This is a genomic window from Pseudomonas kitaguniensis (assembly GCF_009296165.1).
Taxonomy (GTDB): domain Bacteria; phylum Pseudomonadota; class Gammaproteobacteria; order Pseudomonadales; family Pseudomonadaceae; genus Aquipseudomonas; species Aquipseudomonas kitaguniensis.
In genome coordinates, this window is the sequence record NZ_VUAZ01000105.1 from 56,659 (window position 1) to 76,712 (window position 20,054).

The 20,054-nt window shown below is 59.8% G+C and carries 20 protein-coding genes, 1 tRNA gene and 5 pseudogenes; 18 read left to right on the forward strand and 8 right to left on the reverse strand.

Annotation, left to right across the window (positions count from 1 at the left end; genetic code table 11):
• The first annotated feature begins 206 nt into the window (after positions 1-206).
• The 5 genes and pseudogenes from F0169_RS17770 to F0169_RS17790 all read left to right on the forward strand — a co-directional run bounded on the left by F0169_RS17770 (position 207) and on the right by F0169_RS17790 (position 5,617).
• Positions 207-1,499 carry an OprD family porin gene (locus F0169_RS17770; protein ID WP_152747204.1) on the forward strand — a complete coding sequence of 431 codons (1,293 nt, stop codon included), beginning with the start codon at positions 207-209 and terminating at the stop codon, positions 1,497-1,499.
• Between the two features lie 71 nt (positions 1,500-1,570).
• On the forward strand, positions 1,571-2,554 hold the full coding sequence (locus tag F0169_RS17775) for a Bug family tripartite tricarboxylate transporter substrate binding protein (protein WP_058413299.1): 984 nt from the start codon (positions 1,571-1,573) through the stop codon (positions 2,552-2,554).
• A gap of 60 nt (positions 2,555-2,614) precedes the next feature.
• The gene (locus F0169_RS17780; protein ID WP_058413300.1) at positions 2,615-3,073 is read left to right on the forward strand and encodes a tripartite tricarboxylate transporter TctB family protein; all 459 of its coding nucleotides are present in this window, start codon (positions 2,615-2,617) and stop codon (positions 3,071-3,073) included.
• A 1-nt stretch (position 3,074) separates the two neighbouring features.
• Positions 3,075-4,588 (forward strand): annotated as a pseudogene (locus F0169_RS17785) (tripartite tricarboxylate transporter permease).
• Positions 4,581-5,617, forward strand: a pseudogene (locus tag F0169_RS17790) (AbrB family transcriptional regulator). The pseudogenes F0169_RS17785 and F0169_RS17790 overlap by 8 nt, the downstream one beginning before the upstream one ends.
• Positions 5,618-5,672: 55 nt before the next feature.
• Here the strand turns inward: F0169_RS17790 and ung are convergent.
• Entirely contained in the window at positions 5,673-6,365 is a 693-nt protein-coding gene (gene ung / locus F0169_RS17795; RefSeq protein ID WP_058413302.1) for a uracil-DNA glycosylase, read from the reverse strand.
• Positions 6,366-6,500: 135 nt separating this feature from the next.
• Between ung and F0169_RS17800 the strand changes: the two genes are divergently transcribed.
• A complete protein-coding gene (locus tag F0169_RS17800) occupies positions 6,501-7,613 on the forward strand; it encodes an enoyl-CoA hydratase/isomerase family protein (RefSeq protein ID WP_152747205.1) in 1,113 nt (370 codons plus the stop codon).
• A gap of 6 nt (positions 7,614-7,619) precedes the next feature.
• On the opposite strand, the gene F0169_RS17805 is transcribed toward F0169_RS17800, so the two are convergent.
• Together F0169_RS17805 and F0169_RS17810 are read right to left on the reverse strand one after the other, a co-directional pair.
• Positions 7,620-8,051, reverse strand: a complete 432-nt coding sequence (locus tag F0169_RS17805) for a DUF3757 domain-containing protein (protein WP_152747206.1) — start codon at positions 8,049-8,051, stop codon at positions 7,620-7,622.
• A 165-nt stretch (positions 8,052-8,216) separates the two neighbouring features.
• Positions 8,217-8,573 carry a hypothetical protein gene (locus tag F0169_RS17810; protein ID WP_152747207.1) on the reverse strand — a complete coding sequence of 119 codons (357 nt, stop codon included), beginning with the start codon at positions 8,571-8,573 and terminating at the stop codon, positions 8,217-8,219.
• 318 nt (positions 8,574-8,891) lie between these two features.
• On the opposite strand from F0169_RS17810, the gene F0169_RS17815 reads away from it, so the two are divergent.
• The 11 genes and pseudogenes from F0169_RS17815 (at position 8,892) to F0169_RS17865 (ending at position 15,930) form a co-directional block, all read left to right on the forward strand.
• Positions 8,892-10,514, forward strand: a complete 1,623-nt coding sequence (locus tag F0169_RS17815; RefSeq protein ID WP_152747208.1) for a methyl-accepting chemotaxis protein — start codon at positions 8,892-8,894, stop codon at positions 10,512-10,514.
• Between the two features lie 151 nt (positions 10,515-10,665).
• Positions 10,666-10,878 carry a cysteine-rich CWC family protein gene (locus F0169_RS17820; RefSeq protein ID WP_058413307.1) on the forward strand — a complete coding sequence of 71 codons (213 nt, stop codon included), beginning with the start codon at positions 10,666-10,668 and terminating at the stop codon, positions 10,876-10,878.
• Positions 10,878-11,561, forward strand: a complete 684-nt coding sequence (locus tag F0169_RS17825; RefSeq protein WP_152747209.1) for a 16S rRNA pseudouridine(516) synthase — start codon at positions 10,878-10,880, stop codon at positions 11,559-11,561. The genes F0169_RS17820 and F0169_RS17825 overlap by 1 nt, the downstream gene beginning before the upstream one ends.
• A gap of 313 nt (positions 11,562-11,874) precedes the next feature.
• Positions 11,875-12,759 carry an alpha/beta fold hydrolase gene (locus tag F0169_RS17830; RefSeq protein WP_152747210.1) on the forward strand — a complete coding sequence of 295 codons (885 nt, stop codon included), beginning with the start codon at positions 11,875-11,877 and terminating at the stop codon, positions 12,757-12,759.
• A 95-nt stretch (positions 12,760-12,854) separates the two neighbouring features.
• Positions 12,855-12,928, forward strand: a tRNA-Gly gene (locus tag F0169_RS17835).
• Positions 12,929-13,121: 193 nt separating this feature from the next.
• A pseudogene (locus tag F0169_RS17840) lies at positions 13,122-13,645 on the forward strand (DUF3833 domain-containing protein).
• Between the two features lie 23 nt (positions 13,646-13,668).
• Positions 13,669-13,974, forward strand: a complete 306-nt coding sequence (locus F0169_RS17845; protein ID WP_152747211.1) for a DUF6482 family protein — start codon at positions 13,669-13,671, stop codon at positions 13,972-13,974.
• A gap of 214 nt (positions 13,975-14,188) precedes the next feature.
• Positions 14,189-14,371, forward strand: a complete 183-nt coding sequence (locus F0169_RS17850) for a type II toxin-antitoxin system HicA family toxin (RefSeq protein ID WP_172979472.1) — start codon at positions 14,189-14,191, stop codon at positions 14,369-14,371.
• A 21-nt stretch (positions 14,372-14,392) separates the two neighbouring features.
• On the forward strand, positions 14,393-14,803 hold the full coding sequence (locus tag F0169_RS17855; RefSeq protein ID WP_122249458.1) for a type II toxin-antitoxin system HicB family antitoxin: 411 nt from the start codon (positions 14,393-14,395) through the stop codon (positions 14,801-14,803).
• An 88-nt stretch (positions 14,804-14,891) separates the two neighbouring features.
• Entirely contained in the window at positions 14,892-15,392 is a 501-nt protein-coding gene (locus F0169_RS17860) for a methylated-DNA--[protein]-cysteine S-methyltransferase (protein ID WP_152747212.1), read from the forward strand.
• A gap of 112 nt (positions 15,393-15,504) precedes the next feature.
• On the forward strand, positions 15,505-15,930 hold the full coding sequence (locus tag F0169_RS17865; RefSeq protein ID WP_152747213.1) for a low affinity iron permease family protein: 426 nt from the start codon (positions 15,505-15,507) through the stop codon (positions 15,928-15,930).
• Positions 15,931-15,983: 53 nt separating this feature from the next.
• Here F0169_RS17865 and F0169_RS17870 read toward each other — a convergent pair whose 3' ends face one another.
• From F0169_RS17870 to fos, 3 genes and pseudogenes are all read right to left on the reverse strand, one after another.
• A complete protein-coding gene (locus F0169_RS17870; protein ID WP_099240104.1) occupies positions 15,984-16,511 on the reverse strand; it encodes a DUF4142 domain-containing protein in 528 nt (175 codons plus the stop codon).
• A 121-nt stretch (positions 16,512-16,632) separates the two neighbouring features.
• Positions 16,633-17,273 (reverse strand): annotated as a pseudogene (locus F0169_RS17875) (LysE family translocator).
• A 54-nt stretch (positions 17,274-17,327) separates the two neighbouring features.
• Positions 17,328-17,738 (reverse strand): fosfomycin resistance glutathione transferase, encoded by a 411-nt coding sequence (fos, locus tag F0169_RS17880; protein ID WP_152747214.1) that lies wholly within the window; start codon positions 17,736-17,738, stop codon positions 17,328-17,330.
• An 88-nt stretch (positions 17,739-17,826) separates the two neighbouring features.
• Between fos and F0169_RS17885 the strand changes: the two are divergent.
• A pseudogene (locus tag F0169_RS17885) lies at positions 17,827-18,015 on the forward strand (DMT family transporter); the annotation flags it as partial.
• 28 nt (positions 18,016-18,043) lie between these two features.
• Here F0169_RS17885 and F0169_RS17890 read toward each other — a convergent pair.
• Both F0169_RS17890 and yiaY read right to left on the reverse strand, forming a co-directional pair.
• Positions 18,044-18,718, reverse strand: a complete 675-nt coding sequence (locus F0169_RS17890) for an NAD(P)H-binding protein (protein ID WP_152747215.1) — start codon at positions 18,716-18,718, stop codon at positions 18,044-18,046.
• Between the two features lie 92 nt (positions 18,719-18,810).
• Positions 18,811-19,959: an L-threonine dehydrogenase gene (gene yiaY, locus F0169_RS17895; RefSeq protein WP_152747216.1), complete on the reverse strand. Its 1,149-nt coding sequence runs from the start codon at positions 19,957-19,959 to the stop codon at positions 18,811-18,813.
• Positions 19,960-20,054 lie beyond the last annotated feature (95 nt).

Sequence of the window (20,054 nt, forward strand, 5' to 3'; positions counted from 1 at the left end):
GGGCAGTTTACAGGCGCCGCCTACCCTGTGAAGCCCGAAAACATTGAAAGGCAACTGAAAGGTTAGTGAAAGCTTCGCCCTTTAGCATCCAGCCACGGTGGGTCGTGCCTGCATGCGTACCTGCCGAGTTACCTGGTCCGTAGCGCTGAAAAAACGCCTCGAAGCGTTTTAGCCAAAAAATAAGAACAATAACGGAGTACACAACCATGCTGTCGACACAGCCCCAGGCACTCGTGCCTGCTCGCTTTTCTTGCCTCTCCCACACCGCCTTTGCCAGTGCCGCCGCCCTCGCCGGCTTTTCGCCGCTCAGCCAGGCTGACTTCTTCGAAGACAGTAGCGCCAGCCTGGAAACCCGCAACATGTACTTCAACCGCGACTTTCGCGACGGCACCAGCGCCCAGCAATCCAAGCGTGATGAATGGGCGCAGGGCTTCATGCTCAACCTGCAATCGGGCTACACCGACGGCACTGTCGGTTTTGGCGTGGACGCGCTGGGCATGCTCGGGGTCAGGCTCGACTCCAGCCCCGATCGCACCGGCACCGGCCTGTTGCCGACCCACGATGATGGCCGCGCCGCCAATGAGTACAGCAAGCTGGGCCTGACCGGCAAGGTGAAGGTCGCAGCCACCGAGCTTAAGGTCGGCGCGCTGATCCCCGAACTGCCGACCCTCAAGCCCAACGACGGACGTATCCTGCCGCAGACCTTCAACGGTGGCCTGCTGACTTCCAGGGAACTCAAGAATCTGGTGTTCACCGGCGGCCGCCTGGATAAAGCCAAGGACCGCGACGCCACGCATTACCAAGACATCACTCTGAACAACCGCAACAGCCGTTTTGTCAGCGGTGCCAGCGGCAAGCACTTCAACTTTGGCGGCGCAGATTACAAGTTCGCCGACAAGATCACCGGCAGCTACCATTTTGCCCAGCTCGACGATGTTTACCGCCAGCACTTCCTCGGCCTGGTGGCCGCACGCCCGATGGGTCCCGGCGCCTTCGCCAGCGACCTGCGCCTGGCGATCAGCGATGACACCGGCGGCGCGCGTGGCGGCAAAATCGACAACACTTCGTTCAGCAGCCTGTTCAGCTATGCCCTTAACGGTCATAAGCTCAGCGCCGGCTACCAGCGCATGTTCGGTGAAAGCGCTTTTCCCTACGTGGATGGGAGCGATCCTTACCTTGTTAACTTCGTGCAAATCAACGACTTTGCTGGCGCCGAAGAGCGCTCCTGGCAGGCCCGTTACGATTATGACTTCACCAAGCTGGGCATTCCCGGCCTGAGTTTCATGAGCCGTTACCTTTCGGGTGACACCATCAAGCTCAAAAACGGCGACACCGGCGAGGAGTGGGAGCGCAACAGCGAGGTCAAGTACGTGGTGCAAAGCGGCGCGCTCAAGGATGTTGCCGTGCGCCTGCGTAACGCTACGTACCGCTCCAACTATTCAGCGCGTGATGCGGATGAAGTGCGGGTGCTGGTGAGCTACAGCGTAGCGCTCTGGTAAGTCGTGCCTTAGAGGTCATGCCTTTAGTAGCAACTAGTAACAACTAATAACAATAAAGACGGAGAAAAAAAATGAGCTTTTCACTGCGTAAACTTTCCCTCGCCGCAGGTTGCCTGCTGTTCGCCGGCCAACTGCTCGCCGCCGATGAACCCAAGCGCCCGGAATGCATCGCCCCGGCCTCCCCTGGCGGTGGTTTTGACCTGACCTGCAAACTGGCGCAAAGCGCGCTGGTCAACCAGAAATTGCTGAGCAAGCCGATGCGCGTCACTTACATGCCAGGCGGCGTGGGCGCGGTGGCGTATAACGCGGTGGTGGCACAGCGCCCCGCAGACGGCGGCACGCTGGTGGCATGGTCCAGCGGTTCGTTGTTGAACCTGGCCCAAGGCAAATTTGGCCGCTTCGATGAAAGCGCCGTGCGTTGGTTGGCAGCGGTCGGCACCAGCTACGGTGCCATCGCGGTAAAAAGCGATTCACCCTACAAGACCCTCGATGATCTGGTTAAGGCCTTGAAGGCCGATCCAGGCAGCGTCGTGATTGGTTCCGGCGGCACCGTCGGCAGCCAGGACTGGATGCAAACCGCGCTGATTGCCAAGGCCGCCGGGATCAACCCGCGCGAGCTGCGTTACGTGGCCCTTGAAGGCGGCGGTGAAATCGCCACGGCCCTGCTCGGTGGCCATATCCAGGTCGGCAGCACCGACATCTCCGACTCCATGCCGCACATTCTCAGCGGTGACATGCGCCTGCTCGCCGTGTTCGCCGAAGAGCGCCTGGACGAGCCGGAAATGAAGAACATTCCTACGGCCAAAGAGCAAGGCTACGACATCGTATGGCCAGTGGTACGCGGCTTCTACCTCGGGCCAAAAGTCAGCGACGCCGACTACGCCTGGTGGAAAGACGCGTTCGACAAGCTGCTGGCCTCCGAAGAGTTCGACACGCTGCGTGACCAGCGCGAGTTGTTCCCGTTCGCCATGACCGGCCCGGAGCTGGACACCTACGTGAAAAAACAGGTGGCTGACTACAAAGTGCTGGCCAAAGAGTTCGGCCTGATCCAGTAACCACCGGTCTTTCACTCGGCCGCGTCCTGCCTGATGAGGCGCGCGGCCCAGGAGTTCAACATGCTCTTACAACGCATTTTTGCCGCCGTGATGCTGCTGGTCTGCGCGGTTCTCGCGCTGATGGCCTGGCCGTATCAAGCGGCGTTTTCCTACGAGCCGGTCGGGCCTCGGGCTTACCCACTGTTGATGCTCGGGCTGATGAGCCTGGGCCTTGTCTACATGCTGTTTCGCCCGCAGCCGACCAAACATACCGAAGAAGAACCGGCGCTGGACCGCGACACGCTGGTTAAGATCGGCGCTTGCGTGGCGCTGTTGCTGGTGTTTGCCGGCACCTTCGAACCGCTGGGTTTCATCCTCAGCAGCATGCTGATCGGCATCCCGATGGCACGCCTGTATGGTGGCCGCTGGTTGCCCAGCGTGGTGATAGTCAGCCTGATGGCCGTGGGTCTTTATTTGCTCTTCGATAAAGCCATGGATGTACCGCTGCCCCTCGGCCTGCTTGAAGTTCTGGAGAACTGATATGGATACGTTCAGCTATTTGGGCCAGGGCTTCGGCGTTGCGCTGACGCCTTACAACCTGATTACCGCCCTGTGTGGCACCTTGATCGGCACGGTGGTTGGCCTGCTGCCGGGGCTCGGCCCGATCAACGGCGTGGCGCTGTTGATCCCCATCGCATTTGCCTTGGGCCTCCCGCCGGAGTCGGCATTAATCCTGTTGGCAGCCGTGTACCTGGGCTGCGAGTACGGCGGCCGTATCAGTTCGATCCTGTTGAACATTCCGGGCGAAGCCTCCACCGTGATGACCACCCTCGACGGCTACCCGATGGCCCGCAAAGGCCTGGCCGGTGTGGCGCTGTCCTTGTCGGCGTGGAGTTCGTTCATCGGCGCGTTTATCGCCACCTGCGGCATGGTGCTGTTTGCGCCGCTGCTGGCAAAGTGGGCGATTGCCTTCGGCCCGGCGGAATATTTCGTACTGATGGTGTTCGCGATCGTCTGCCTCGGCGGCATGGCCGGTGACAAGCCGCTGAAGACGTTTGTGGCGGCGCTGATCGGCCTGTTCCTTTCGGCCGTGGGCATTGACGCCAACAGCGGCGTGTACCGCTTTACCGGCGACAATATCCACCTCACCGATGGCATCCAGTTTGTGGTCCTGGTGTTGGGCTTGTTCTCGATCAGCGAAATTCTGTTGCTGCTGGAAAAAACCCACCGTGGCCAGGAAGCGGTAAAAGCCACAGGGCGGATGATGTTCAACCTCAAGGAGGCGTCCTCTGTTTTCGTGGTTAATATCCGTTGCGGCCTCTTGGGCTTCATCATGGGCGTATTGCCCGGTGCCGGTGCGACACTCGCCTCGGCCGTTGCCTACATGACCGAAAAACGTATTGCCGGTGCCAGCGGTAAATTCGGCCAGGGCGACATGCGCGGCCTGGCGGCGCCAGAAACCGCGATTGGCGCTTCGGCCTGCGGCGCGCTGGTGCCGATGCTGACCCTTGGCGTACCCGGTTCAGGCACCACGCCGTGATGATCGGCGCGCTGTCGCTGTACAACATCACGCCCGGCCCGCTGCTGTTCCAACAGCAACCGGACATCGTCTGGGGCCTGATCGCGTCGTTGTTCATCGCCAACATCATGCTGGTGATCCTCAACATTCCGATGATCCGCATCTTCACCCGCATCCTCGCCGTGCCGAACTGGGCGCTGGTGCCGGTAATCGCCATCATCACCGCGATTGGTGTGTACGCGGTGCACGCCACCACGTTCGACCTGTTCCTGATGGTCGGTATCGGCATCTTCGGCTACATCTTGCGCAAGCTGGACTTCCCGCTGTCGCCGGTGCTGCTGGGCTTTATCCTCGGTGGCCTGATGGAGCAGAACCTGCGCCGCGCGCTGTCGATCTCCAACGGTGCGCTGGACATCCTCTGGTCGAGCCCGATCACCTTTGGTGTATGGGTGCTGACTGCGCTGATGCTGGCCTTCCCGTTGGTGCGCATCTACCGCAAACGTGCGCTGGCGCGGCGTGCAGCGGCCGATGTCTGAGGTCACCTTTAAACACTGGTGGGGAACACCGCTGGTCGGCCTGGCCGGCGGTTACCTGGCCAGCCTGGTCGGCTGGCCTTTGCCGTACATGGTCGGCTCGTTGCTGGCGATTATCCTGGTGCGCTGCCTCACGCCGTGGCAATTGGCGGAAATTCCCGGCGGGCGCAAATGCGGTCAATGGGTGGTGGGCATTGGCATAGGCCTGCACTTCACGCCGGTGGTGATCGAGCAGGTGATGAGCCACTTCGGCCTGATTTTTTTCGGTGCATTGGTCACCAGCCTGTCGAGCGTCGTTGGCGTGTGGTTGATGCGCCGCAGTGGCGAAGACCGCGCCACCGCGTTTTTTTCGAGCATGCCGGGCGGTTCCGGTGAGATGGTTAACCTGGGCGCGCGTAATGGCGCGGTGCTCAGCCGTGTCGCGGCGGGCCAGAGCTTGCGCGTGCTGGTGGTAGTGCTGTGTGTGCCGGCGATCTTCAAGTATTTGCTGGAAGGCGGCGCACCGCAGTTTCACCGGCGCCGGTAAGTTGGGCGTGGCTGGCGGTGTTGTTTCCGATTGGCGCGCTGGTGGCGTGGGGCTGGCAGCGTTTGCGTCAGCCCAACCCTTGGCTGTTCGGGCCGCTGTTGGTAAGCGCTACCGCCAGCGTTGTCTGGGACTTGCACATAGGCCTGCCGAACGGCGGCAGCCAGATCGGCCAATGGCTGATCGGCAGCGGCCTGGGCTGCCATTTCAACCGTCAGTTCTTTCGTCGCGCGCCGTCGTTTATGCTGCGTACGCTGCTCGGCACAGCCCTGACCATGGTGCTGGCGACGTTGGCGGCCGTTGGCTTGAGCGCGCTGACGCAGTTGGATTTGCGCGCACTCACCCTGGGCATGATGCCAGGCGGCATTGCTGAAATGAGCCTGACGGCCGAGACGTTGCAACTGTCGGTGCCCTTGGTCACGGCGATGCAGGTCATGCGTTTGTTGTTTGTGCTGTTTCTGGCGGAGCCCCTGTTCCGGCACTGGAACCGTCAGCCTGAAAAAGTTTGAAGCCTGGTGTCATTAAAAGGTGGGAGCTGGCTCCCACATCCCATTACCTTAAGCCTCAAAGGGGCGGTAACCGCCACTCAATCGGCGTCTCGCCATTCTGCTCAAGAAATTTGTTGGTACGGCTAAAGTGCCCGCACCCCAAAAACCCTCGATAGGCCGACAACGGCGACGGATGCACCGACGTCAACACCAAGTGCTTGGTCGCGTCCACCAGCTTTTGCTTGCCCTGTGCATGAGCCCCCCACAACAAGAACACCAAGTGCGGCTGATGCTCGCTGACCACCTCAATAATCCGGTCAGTAAAAAACTGCCAGCCCTTGCCCGCGTGCGCGTTCGCGTTGGCTCGCTCAACCGTCATGGTGGTATTGAGCATCAACACACCCTGGTCCGCCCAACTCTGCAGGCAACCATGGTTTGGAATGTCGATGTTCAAATCGCGCTTAAGCTCTTTGTAAATATTGACCAAGGACGGCGGCGCAGGCACGCCAGGCTGCACCGAAAAGCACAACCCATGCGCCTGACCAGGCCCGTGGTAAGGGTCTTGCCCGAGGATCACCACCTTGACCTTGTCCAAAGGCGTTGAATTAAGCGCATTGAAAATCAACGGGCCAGGCGGGTAAATCTCTTTGCCGGCCGCGTGTTCCTGGCGCAAAAACTCGCGCAACTGGGCCATGTAGGGCTGCTCGAACTCATCACGCAGCGCGTGTTTCCAGCTCGGTTCGAGTTTGATACGGTCGCCTTCGGTCATGATCGAATCATCGTCTAAAAAAGAATGGGCGAACCCTAGGAAAGCCCACCCCGCTTGTCAATTGATCTGACACACAACCGGCACTTTCCTTTGAAGCGATCATACTGAACCTTCACTTTCTGGATTGAGGTCGCGATGAACCTGCACTTCGAAGAACTGGCCTGCAGCAACGGTGCCCACCTCGGCATTGCCAGCCTGGATGCTGAAAATTCCCTGAATGCCCTCTCATTACCGATGATTCAGGCCTTGGACGAACGCCTGGATGCCTGGGCCAAAGACCCGAATATCGCCTGCGTACTGCTGCGCGGCAATGGGCCAAAAGCTTTTTGCGCCGGCGGCGAAGTGCGTAGCCTGGCGCAGGCCTGCCGTGAAGAGCCGGGCGTTGTACCGCCTCTGGCCGCGCAATTTTTTGCGGCGGAATACCGCCTCGACTATCGCCTGCACACCTACCCCAAGCCGCTGATGTGCTGGGGCCACGGTTACGTGCTGGGCGGTGGCATGGGCTTGTTACAAAGTGCGGCGGTGCGAATCGTGACACCCAGCAGCCGTTTGGCGATGCCCGAGATCAGCATCGGCTTGTACCCGGATGTCGGGGCCAGTGGGTTCCTGTCGCGCCTGCCGGGCAAGCTCGGCCTGTTCTTTGGCCTCACCGGTGCGCATATCAATGGTCGCGATGCCTTGGACCTGGGCCTGGCCGACCGATTTTTGCGCGATGACCAGCAAGACGAACTGATCGATGGCCTGCTGCAACTGAACTGGCAGGAACAAACCGCGATGCAGCTCAACAGCCTGCTCAAGGCGCTCGCGCAGGAAGCCGTCAGCCAGCAACCCGAAGCGCAATGGCTGCCACGCCGCGCGCAGATCGACGAGTGGCTGGACGTGGGCGATGTGCGTTGTGCCTGGCGTGCGTTGAGCTTGCTACGCGACCACGCCGACCCGCTGTTCAGCCGCGCCGGCAAGACGCTCGGCGAAGGTTGCCCGCTGACCGCGCATCTGGTGTGGGAGCAAATCCAGCGGGCGCGACATCTATCGTTGGCCCAAGTGTTCCAGATGGAATACACCGTGAGCCTCAATTGCTGCCGTCATCCGGAATTCAGCGAAGGGGTTCGGGCGCGCTTGATCGACAAGGATCAACAGCCGCATTGGCATTGGCCGGATATAAACACGGTGCCGGACGCTGTGGTGCAAGCGCACTTTCACAAGGCTTGGGAAGGCAGGAACCCTCTGGCAGATTTGTCGGACTACTGACAGCAATCAATTGAGCATGCCGACCTTGAATGCACAGTTGTCCGGCTGGCTGTCCTGGCAGATGTAAACGTACTGCTCCAATGGATCTCTGGCGAGTTGCCAATGCTGGGTCGCGGTCAGTGACACCGTGTTGAGTGTGCCTGGCAGTTCATATCGCAACGCCACCACTTGACCGCTGCCCATGCGGTACATGCACTTGTCCAGGTGGCCGTTCTCGCGCTCCTGGCCTTTGCCCGGGGTAAACAGCGCGCCGATGAATCGATCGGCAAAATCATCAGACTCCACTTTTGAGCTTTGCCACAGCGCCTTTCCCTCAAGGGCCTGGAAATAGCCATCCGTAAACTTGACCGAAGAGGGATAGGGGCACCCCTGCTCCGCCTGTACCTGTGCAATCCCTGCCATCAACAGAGAAAACAAACACGCTAGTCGCTTGATCATTGGGCGCTTGCTCCTTTAAACCCGCTGGTTTCCAGGACACCTACAGCGGCGCTCACGCAGTTAAATACATCTAAATCACATTAGATACCTGTTAGAACTGACAGTATCGATAAACGGCACGCAAAAAAAAGCGGCGCTTGGCGCGCCGCTTTAAGTCAACCGCTGTCAACGATGGCCGCCGCGACCACCGCCATGATCGGGTCCACGGCTGTGCCCGCCATTGCCGCCGCGATCACCCCAAGCCTGATTTGGATACGGCCGGTAACCGGGCCTCGGGTAATAACGCGGTGCCGCCTGGTAATAACGGGGCGCTGGCTGGTAGTAACGCGGCGCCGGATAGTAACGCGGCGGTGGCGCGTAGTAGCTGCGCCCATATTGGTAAGTGGGGCCGCCGTAGTAATAGGCCGGCGCAGGGGCGGTGTAGGCCTCGGAGCGATAGTAAGTGGCACCGCCATCGTAATAGGGCACACACGCAGAAAGGGTCAGACCGAGTACAGCGCTAAGAAGCAGTCGTCGATACATGGCGGCCTCCTGGACCGCGGAAGAGCTCATCCAGCGACGCTGGAAAGCGGCATTCAGCTTTCACCGAATGACGAAATATCTGACATCAAAAACCGAATCTGGTGCGTTTTGGTAATGGTTTGAAACATCTAAGTCGACACTCGATCGCTCGGTTTTTCACGCAGTGGCTAGAGAACCCGCCTATCACACGAGTGTATCGATTCAATCATTTTATTTGGGCTGAAACTTCTGCATTTGCAGTGATGTCACTGTGACATCGCCTTTGGACACGGAGCGCCAGCGCGAAGTCCCTTTTATTACTACCGCTGGATTCGACCCATGAAAATCTCAACCAAGCTGTTGCTTTCGTTTGTACTGTGCGCTTTCGTCACCCTGGGGGTGGGTTTGCTGGGTATCAAAGGGGTCGTTCGGCTCGCCAATGCTCTGGATTTAACCTTCTCCAACAACCTCGTATCGGTCAGTAATACGGCGGCCACCCTGAATGGTTTTGTCGCTCACAACCGCGGCCTGTACCGCTTGCTTGACGCCAGCCATGGCGACGTCGCCGCGCAAGACCGCGACCGCGTCCGCCAGGACATCGCCGACCAACTCAACCGCGCCAAAGCGGCCTATGACACTTACCGCGCCACGCCGCTTGAAGATGATGAGCGGGCTGCCGGCGACAAGCTGGATCTGCTCTGGCCCACCTACGTCAGCAACTCCGAGCAAATTATCGGGCTGATGGATACCGGCAAGACTGAACAGGCCCGCGCGCAACTCAATTCCTCCAACAATGACCTCTTCAGGCAGGCGCGCGAGTTGATCCGCGTGATGATCGACTCCAATAACCGCCAGATCAAAGAAGGCGCCGAATCCGCCGACGAGCTGCGCGGCAGCGCGTTGACCTGGATGATCAGCGGCATTGTGCTGGCGTTCATCATCGCAATCACGGTTGGTTTGCTGATCACCCGCCTGATCACCCGCCCTATCGCACAAGCCGTAGAGAGCGCGCAACGCATTGCCAAAGGTGATCTCACCCAGCCCATCCTCACCGAGCGCAACGACGAAGCCGGGCTGCTGTTGATGGCGCTGTCCGACATGCAGGGCGGCTTGAAAAGTACGTTGCTGGAAATCGCCAATGCGTCCGACCAGCTCGCGTCGGCAGCCGAAGAACTGAGCGCCGTCACCGATGAAAGCACGCGTGGCCTGACGCGCCAGAATGACGAAATTCAACAAGCAGCCACGGCCGTGAACCAGATGACGGCGGCGGTAGACGAAGTGGCGAGCAATGCTGTGTCGACGTCGGAAGCGTCCCGCCAGGCCACCACCGAAGCCGAGGATGGGCGCAAGCAAGTGGAGCAGGCCGTGTCGGGCATGGGTTCGATGGTGGTCGAGATCAACGACTCGACGCAATCGGTCGTGGACCTCGCCAACCAGGTGCGCGAGATCGGCAAGGTGATTGACGTGATCCGTGGCATCGCCGACCAGACTAACCTGCTGGCGCTCAATGCTGCCATCGAAGCCGCGCGTGCCGGCGAGCAAGGCCGAGGGTTTGCGGTGGTGGCCGATGAGGTGCGCGCGTTGGCGCATCGCACCCAAACCTCCACGGTCGACATTGAAAAAATGATTGGCGAGGTACAGGTTGGCGCCGACGAAGCGGTGGCCGCGATGAACAAGAGCCTGACGTGGGCGAACAACACCCAAAGCCTGGCGGAAAACGCCGGCGAAGCGCTGCAGCGAATCACTGCCAGCGTGTCGAAAATCAACGAGCGCAACCTGGTGATCGCCTCCGCCTCCGAAGAGCAAGCCCAAGTGGCGCGCGAAGTGGACCGCAACCTGCTTAACATCCAGGACCTGTCGACCCAGACCGCCGCCGGCGCCCACCAGACCAACGCCTCCAGCCAAGACCTGTCGCGCCTGGCCACCTCGTTCAATACGTTGGTCAGCAAGTTCCAGCTCTAACCCTCCATTACCGACGCCTGCGCGCCAGCTTGGCGAACAGGCGTCGGCCTTACGACGGCTGGCGCCGCTACCGGCGCAGCTTGCAATAGCGGCGCGGCGCTGTATCGTGCAGGCAACTGCGGCCTTGCCCGACGCCTGCCTGAACTGAACGATGACCACACCCACTCTTTGCCCGGCTTGCGGTGCCCGTAACGACTGCACCTTGGCCGACCCGCGCACCGCTGACCAAGCTTGCTGGTGCTACAGCGTCACTATTGACCCTGCGGTGCTCCAAGCTCTGCCCGATGCACTGCGCAACACCGCCTGCCTGTGCCCGCGTTGCGCTCAGGTGGATGTGCAGTTGCGTGGGGCTGAGCCTGCGTAATGCGCGTTGACCGTTTCCTCAGCAACCTGCCGCGTTTCAATCGTCAGCAAGTGCGCTTGCTGTTGGTTGAACGGCGGGTGACGGTCGATGGCATCGCTGTCACCGACCCACACCATGAAGTGCGCGAATTCAGCCGCGTGTGCGTCGACAATGAGGTATTGCAGGCGGGCAAACCGGCGCGCTATTTCATGCTGAATAAACCCCAAGGCTGCGTCAGTGCCACCTCGGACCCGCACCACCGCACAGTGCTCGACCTGCTGGATGTGCCGGACAAAGGCGAACTGCATATTGCCGGTCGCCTGGACTTCAACACTACGGGGCTGATGCTGATCACCAACGACGGCCAATGGTCACGACGCCTGACCCAACCGCAAACCAAACTGCCCAAGGTCTATCGGGTTCAAACCGAGCAAGACATCGGGCCTGAGTACGCGGTGACGTTTGCGGCGGGTGTGTATTTTGCGTTTGAAGACCTCACCACCCAACCCGCCGAGCTGGAACTGCTCGGCCCAAGAACGGCGCGCTTGAGCATCATCGAAGGGCGCTATCACCAGGTGAAGCGTATGTTTGGGCATTTCAATAATAAAGTAATCGCCCTGCATCGAGAGCGAATGGGCAAATGGCTGCTGGATGCAGCACTGGCGCCGGGCGAGTACCGCGCACTTGGCGACGACGAAATCTGACCGCTGCGGCGACCGTTCAGCCGGTGATGGCAAAAAACCACTTCAGCGCCTTGCGGGTGGGCCAACCTGCTGCTTGAATCCTGGGTACCCGCCAGCTTATGGCTGACGAGTCACCCTAACCTCCAAGAAACACCCTGCCCCGCCCGCGCTTGATTCACGGGCCTCCCAGGCAAACAGCCCGCTACAACAACAGCCGTCGGCCAGCCGTCATTGGACCGACCTGGGCGCTGACTTTTCAGGCGTATGCCTACCTGTCACAAAGCTTGTGCAGAGTGATCTGTGCGCCCTACCCGCTTGCCAGGAGTCTTACGACATGAGGCCAGAAATCGCTGTGTTGGATATACAGGGTCAGTATCGGGTTTACACGGAGTTCTATCGCGCGGACGCTACTGAAAAGACCATCATCCTGGTCAACGGCTCCATGGCGACCACGGCGTCCTTCGCCCAAACCGTAAAAAGCCTGTACCCGCAATTCAATGTGGTTTTGTACGACCAGCCCTACGCCGGTCGCTCCAAAATCCATAACCGCCATGAGCAAATGCTGACCAAGGAAGTTGAAGGCCAGATCCTCCTGGAACTCATCGACCACTTCGCCGCCGAACACGTGCTGTCGTTTTCATGGGGCGGCGCCGCCGCCCTGATCGCCCTCGCCCAACGGCCCCGCCGCGTAGAAAAGGCCGTGATCAGCTCGTTCTCGCCGGTGATCAACGCCCCGATGCGCGATTACCTCGAGCGCGGCGTCGACTACCTCGGCAACCTCGACCGCGACCGCGTCGGCCACCTCGTCAACAGCACCCTCGGCAAACACCTGCCGTCGCTGTTCAAACGCTTCAACCACAGACACGTCAGCAGCCTCGCCGAGCACGAGTACGGGCAGATGCACTTCCACATCAGCCACGTACTCAACAGTGATCGCCTGTGCTACCTCAAGGCGTGCAAGCAGATCGATATTCCGGTGCTGTTTTTGAATGGCGAATGGGACGAATACACCAGCGCCGAGGATGCCAGGCTGTTCGCCCAGCATGTGCCTGACAGCAGCTTCAGCACCGTTCAGGCGACCGGGCATTTTCTGGACATGGAGCACAAGGCGGCGTGTCGGGATAGCCGGGAGGCGGTGGTAGGCTTTTTAAAACCGCAACGGCAAGTGGGCCAGTTGCGCTATCACCATGATCACACGCAGCATGCGTGGGCGATATGAAACCGGGCCGTTCGGCGAGTGCGCGCAACCCACACATTTTTCGAAGAAAAACTTCAAATTGCGGCAAACATCTGGTACAAAGTCAGCCGCTCTGAGCGGGTATAGTTTAGTGGCAAAACGAAAGCTTCCCAAGCTTTAGTTGAGGGTTCGATTCCCTCTACCCGCTCCACTCAGATTTTGCTCGCGTCAGCCTGGTTGTGACGAAGCAAGCCTAAAAAACCGGCATTTGAAAGCCGGTTTTTTTATGCCCGCGATTTGAGATAACAGATCAGCGACGCTAAAACCTGTACAAATCAATTATTTTGTACAAGTATCAATACCGAGCGTTGGCGCTGCGCCACGCATGATCACGGAGCCGGATAATGACGCGTCTACTGGTTTCATTGTTGTTGGTATTGAGTGTAAGCAGTTGCGGCAACGTAGGGGTCGACCGCTACGCAGACCAGCAACCGCAACTGGATCTGGTGCGCTTTTTTAGCAAGCCGGTGAAGGCGTGGGGCATATTCCAGAAGCGTTCGGGCGAAGTGGCCAAGCGCTTTGAGGTGACTATCGCCAGCCGGCGTGAGGGCAACGCTTTAATTCTCGACGAACGCTTCCTCTACAGCGACGGCACGCGCCAGCAGCGGGTGTGGACGCTTACGCCGGACGGTCCGGGGCGCTGGCGTGGGCGAGCCGGGGATGTGGTCGGCGAGGCTATCGGCGAAGTGGCGGGCAACGCGCTGCGCTGGCGCTACCGCCTCAACCTTCCAGTGGATGCTCGGTGTACGAAGTCAGCTTTGACGACTGGATGTACCTGATGGACGAGGACACGCTGATCAACCGTTCCAGCATGTCCAAATTCGGCGTCGAATGGGGCCAGGTCACCTTGTTCTTTCGCCGCCAATAAACGATCCGAAGCGAGCGTGAATCATGAATATACAAATGCTGACCGAACTGGCCGTCAAAGGCGAGGTACGTGAACTGGAGTTGCTGTCGCTGGAAGGTGGCTTTTATATCGCGCGTATCCGGCTTGATCACGCCGAGATGACGCTGCTCGACCATGACGGCAAGCCGCTGCGCATCGGCTCCACCACGCACCTGCGCGACCTGTTGCAGCGGGTTCCGCCGTTTCCATGCGTGCTGGTGCAGCACTGCGTACACGACGAAATGTGCGGTGTACGAGAAGGCCCGATTGGCGCGTTGCGTATTCCATTTACGCTGGCTTCTTCTCTTTAATCAGGCGTTTTTCGCCTTTCTCGCGCAGGTTTTACACACTCGGTAACGCCTGCGAAAGACCTCGCAACACCTCTCTCCGGCGCCGTTTCCAGGGGCTCATACACTGCATTCAACGCCAACCGAAGCGCCGGTCATCAACCGTCGGTAGGTAGCGTGTTGATAATTTATTTTTAGTGGTTATAGTCGCCACCAACACACACCACAAGGAGGTGCTGTGGATAGCCGATATTTGATAGGTCACATTGTGGCGGACGGCTGGTATCTGGTGCGCACCCGGGGCAGTCATCACCACTTTAAACACCCGACGAAACCTGGGTTAGTCACGATTCCTCATCCCAGGAAAGACCTGCTGGACAAGACCGCCAAGAGCATTTTGAAACAGGCCTTGTTTAGTTAACCGCCCCGGAGGGCAACAGACATGCTTTACCCGATCGCAATTTCAACCGGTGACGAAGCGCACGCCTGGGGCGTGGAGGTTCCGGATATTCCTGGCTGCTACTCGGCCGGCGATGACCTGGACGACGCCATGGCCATGGCGCGCGAAGCCATCGAAGGGCACTTCGAAATCCTCGCCGAAGAGGGCTCGCCGATTCCCGCCGCGCAAAAGCTTACCTTGCATGCGGCCAACCCGCAGTACGCCGGCTGCACGTGGGCAGTGGTAGACATCGATGTCACACGGTACCTGGGTAAAGCGCAGAAGCTGAACATTACCCTGCCGGGTTATCTGCTGAACCGCATCGATGAATACGTGCTGAATCACCCTGAAGAAAAAAGCCGTTCGGGGTTTCTGGCGTCGGCGGCGCTTAAGGTACTGCAACAGGGCCGGTGATCGAATCGAATTCAACCGCAAGAAATGTAGTTCTCTGCCGGGCAAGGTGCTCTAGATTCACACCACACCTGCGCCAAGGAGCCCGCTCATGCTTTACCAATACATGCTAATGCCCTCGCCCGTCGGCCAGCTCACGCTGGTGGCGCGTGATGGCAAGCTCAACGCGATCCTGTGGGAACACGAGCGCGCCAACCGCGTGCGCCTGGGTGAGTTGCACCACACCCACGACAGCCCGGTGCTGCTGGAAACAGAGCGCCAGTTACACGAATATTTTGCCGGCACGCGCACTCAATTCGCACTGGAACTGGACTTCACCGGCACGCTTTTTCAGCAGCAAGTCTGGCAGGCGCTACTGACGATACCGTTTGGCGAAACCCGCAGCTACAGCCAGATCGCCCGGCAGATAGGTAACCCGAGCGCCGTGCGCGCGGTGGGCGCCGCCAATGGGCGCAACCCAATCTCGATTGTTGCGCCCTGCCACCGCGTGATTGGTGCTTCAGGCGCGCTGACGGGCTTCGCCGGTGGGCTGGCGGCCAAGCAGTATTTGCTTGCACTGGAAGGCACAGGCCAGGCGGAACTGGCGTTCTAGCGGCTCGGCGACAAAAACGTACAACTTTGCCACCCGGTTAATTGTAAAAAGAAATTTCAGAAGAGTGCTGCGGTCCATACGTTCATCACCCACCCCATTAAGGAAAACGGTCATGAAATTCTCCGCAGTCTCGCAATCCCTGTCCCGCTGGGCAGGCAGCGCTCGGACGTTCTATGCCGCCGTCGCGCTGATCTTTCTGTGGAGCTTGAGCGGCCCCTATTTCCACTACAACGACACCTGGCAACTGATCATCAACACCTCGACCACCATCATTACCTTCTTGATGGTGTTCCTGATCCAGAACACGCAAAACCGCGACAACGACATCCTGCATATCAAGATCGATGAGCTGCTGCGCGTCTCCAAGGATGCGCAGAGCGCTGTGCTGAGCCTCGACGGCCTGGACCGCAAAGAGCTCGAAAAACTGCGCAACGATTATCGCAGTATCGGCGCCACCGGCAGCATCAACCTCAACAGCAGTTGCGGTGAAGCCTTCGACGATGCGGCACCGAATAAAACCAATTTGAACCAGGCATAAAAAACGGCGGCTGGACATGATCCAGCGCGTTTTTTTCATTTCAAGTCACGGGTTCAACCGTCGCCTTGATGACTTTTACCGTAGGTCGACGCCAGGGCGCGGGCTTTTTGCAGGCGCTCTTCGAGCTTGGGCAGTGTCTCATCCACCAGCGCCTTTATTTCCGGTACATTCGACGCCGCGCCTTCCTTTTTGAACAGGGCGATAGCGTCTTCGTTTTCCTTGACCTGTTGCGCGGTGTAGGCGGCGTCAAACGAGTCGCCGTCCTTGAGTTCGGGCATCAGCGTTTCGGCCTTGTCGACGATCTTCTCGCGCGGCGCTACCGGCAGGTCGAGCTTCTTGGCGATGGCTGCCAAGTGTTGGTTGGCCAAGGTGCGCTCGTTGATCACCTCAATGGTGTAATCCTTGATCTCTTGGGACGAGGTTTTGGCGTGGGCCATGCGACTGGTTTCGATATCGGCCATACCTTTGGCCGAAGCCTGCTCGATGAATTCAGCAGGCGTCTGGGCGAAAGCATTGCTGGCGCCGAGGCCCAGCAGCATCGCGAAACTGGCGGTGCGTAACCGGATAGCCATGCGGCTCATGATGGGTTCCTCCAGGGCAAAAATAAGTGCAGGCGCAATACTGCCCTGCCCTGAATTCGAATTTCATGGGCGACAAAGGTTTAGAAAAAACTTGCCAGTGCGACGAACGGTCTTCGTCGTATCAGGCTGGCTTGCTCGCGAAAAGCCCCGGCAATGCGTGCGCCAGCGCATTGATCGCGAAGCCGATAAACATCACCCCGCAGAGCCTGGTGATCAGAATTTCATGACGCTGATACACCGTGCGCACTCGCTGGGCGCCGACTACGCCGATCAAAATCGCGTAGGCCAGCACGCCGCCGACGAAGCTCAAGAAGATCAACCAAGGCAGCATCGACCACGTCAACAATTCAGCGCGGCTCGACAGCAGCGCGGTGAACGTCGCCACTGCCACCGGGTAGGCCTTGGGGTTGGTCAAACCGAACAAAATACCGTGCCAGAATGGATGCCGCGCTGCACCTTGAGCGGTATCGCCGCTGCGCCGCTGGGTGCGAATAGCGCGCCAGCCAAGCCAGAACAAATACACGCCGCTGAGCACACCGAGTACATCAAACGCACCGCTGCCGATTTCGCGGGCGCCAACGATGGCGATCAACGCCGTACTGCACCACACCACGTCCCCAAGCAAATGCCCACACAGGAAACCCGCGCCGCGCGACGCCCGCGAGCCGCGCCAATGCCGAACACTGCCAGCACGCCAGGGCCAGGCGTAATCCCGTAGATAAAACCCGAAGCGAGTACAGCGAGCAACAAGGATGGCGTCATGGCTAAGACTCTGACAGACGGTTGAGAGGTGGATGGATTCTGCCCGTTCTGTGGCTACGGGTAAAACTTCATTCCTGCATAAGGCTGGGTGCGACAGGCCTGCAAACGCGAGGCCAAATCGCCGACATGCGCTTCAAGCTTATGCCCGTCGGGGTCGAGAAAATAAAACGACGCGCCTTCGCTGCGGTTGTCGCGCCATTCCCGAACACCGCCGGCTCGCAAGCGCGCCACCAGTGCGCTGAAATCATCCACATGCGCGGTGAACGCATAGTGCGTGTATTCAGCCAGGGGCGCTGAGGAGCGCGACGGGTCGAGTGACAAACACAGCCATAATCCCGGCAACGAGAGGTACGCGCCGTTGTCCCAGGTGGCATCGAGCCGAAGCTGCAACAGCTCATGGTAGAAGCTGACGCTGCGGTTCAAATCGGTCACGGCAAGGGTCAGGTGGTTGAGGCCGCAGAGCATGGTTTTTTCCTGTTATGGGCTGCCTTCGGACACCACACCCTGCACCTGTTCGATCAACCACTGCAACCCGCAATCGCCGCCGCGTCGGGGGTTTATTGCGTTGGCCATCGCCGGGCAGATGTTCGCCTCACTGCTACTCGATCACTTCGGCCTGTTTGGCCTGGTGGAGCGCCAATTGACGATGACGCGAGTGCTGGGAACGCTGTTGTTGATTGGCGGGGTCGCATTGATTCAGTTCGGCGCCACACCGGCGCGCGCCCTTGCAACAGCGGGCTGATCAGCTTCGTGCAAGGCAAGCCGCACAGTCAGCGTGACTCGCTGGCCAAACGGTTGATTTCGGCTTGTTCCACCACCGCGTGCGGCGGGCCATGGCGCACTGCCGCCAACATCGCCTGGCCGACGGTTTCGGTACTGACCACCCAGCCCGGCTTGAGCCGGCGCACAACCGAGAGCAACGGCCCAAGCACGGCATAAAACGTTTGATACAGCGGCGTTTTCGAGCGCACGCCGTGCAACGGCTGAATCACTCCTGGTCGAAACACGTACACCGCCTTGAACGGCAGGCGCATCAAGGCGTTTTCAGTCTTGCCTTTGACCCGCGCCCACATCGACTTGCCTGCTTCGGTACTGTCGGTGCCGGCGCCGGACACGTAGATAAACGTCATCTGCGGGTTGAGCCGCGCCAAGGTGCTGGCGGCCAACAGCGTGAGGTCATAGGTGAGGTGGGTGTAGCGGGTTTCATTCATGCCGGCCGACGACACGCCGAGGCAAAAAAAGCAGGCGTCAAAGCCTTGCAGCAAGTTTTCCAGCGGGTGGAAGTCGAGCATGTCGCAGTGCAATACCTGGTGCAGCTTGCCATGCTCCTGGGTCAACGGCGTACGGCCGACGGCGACGACTTCCTGTACGTCCGCGGCCAGCAGGCACTCGCGCAGCACGCCTTGGCCGACCATGCCGGTGGCGCCGAATAGCAGAACTCTCATCAGGGGACCTCAGCGGCAAGCCGCACGCTTCATGCTCAAGTTGGATGCCGCTCAACCTGTAGCTTAACGCGTGCAGCGTGCGACTGCGCCCTTTAGAACGCGCTGCGAAAAATCTCTTCAATCTGACGCTGATCGGCGCGCCGTGGGTTGGTCAAGCCGCACGCATCCTTCAATGCATTGGCGGCCAGCAGCGGAATGTCCTGCAACCTGGCGCCCAACTCGCGCAACCCGGCAGGGATCTCGACATCCACGGCCAAGGTGCGAATGGCGACGATGGCGGCCTGGGCGCCCTCTTCCGGTGTGTTGCCTTTGATGTCAGCGCCCAACGCGCGCGCCACGTCGCTCAAGCGCTCTGCACTGACGCTGGCGTTGAAGCTTTGCACGTGCGGCAGCAGCACTGCGTTGCACACCCCGTGCGGCAGGTCGTAGAGGCCGCCGAGTTGGTGGGCCATGGCGTGCACAAAACCCAGCGACGCATTGTTGAACGCCATCCCGGCGAGGAACTGCGCGTAGGCCATGTTTTCGCGTGCGACATTGTCGCTGCCGTTGTGCACCGCCGTGCGCAGGTGGGCGCTGATCAGTTCGATGGCCTTGATGGCGCAGGCGTCGGTGATCGGCGTGGCGGCAGTCGACACGTAGGCTTCGATGGCGTGTGTCAGGGCGTCCATGCCGGTGGCGGCGGTGAGGCCTTTGGGCATGCCAACCATCAGCGCCGGGTCGTTGACCGACAGCAGTGGCGTGACGTTGCGGTCGACGATGGCCATTTTCACGTGGCGGGTTTCGTCGGTGATGATGCAGAACCGGGTCATCTCGCTGGCGGTGCCGGCGGTGGTGTTGATGGCGACCAGCGGCAGTTGCGGTTTGCCCGATTGGTCGACACCTTCGTAGTCACCAATGTGCCCGCCATTGGTGGCGCACAGCGCGATACCCTTGGCGCAGTCGTGCGGCGAGCCGCCGCCCAGCGACACCACGAAGTCGCAGGCGCTTTGCTGCAACAGCGCCAGGCCGTTCTCGACGTTTTCCACATTCGGGTTGGGTTTGGCGCCGTCGTAGATCACCGACTCGATGTCTTGCAGCGCGAGTTTCTCGGCGATCATGCCGGCCACACCCGCTTTGGCCAGGCCGGCGTCGGTGACAATCAGCGCTTTGCGAAAGCCGTAATTGCGGATCGCAAGCATGGCTTCGTCGAGGCAATCGGTGCCCATGATGTTGACGGCGGGGATGAAGAAGGTGCTGCTCATGGCGAATCCTCAGAGGCTTTATACCGACAGCATCAACCTCAGTGGCCTGCGGCATATTGACCAGGATCAACGCTGGCTCGTGATAAAGTTACCCT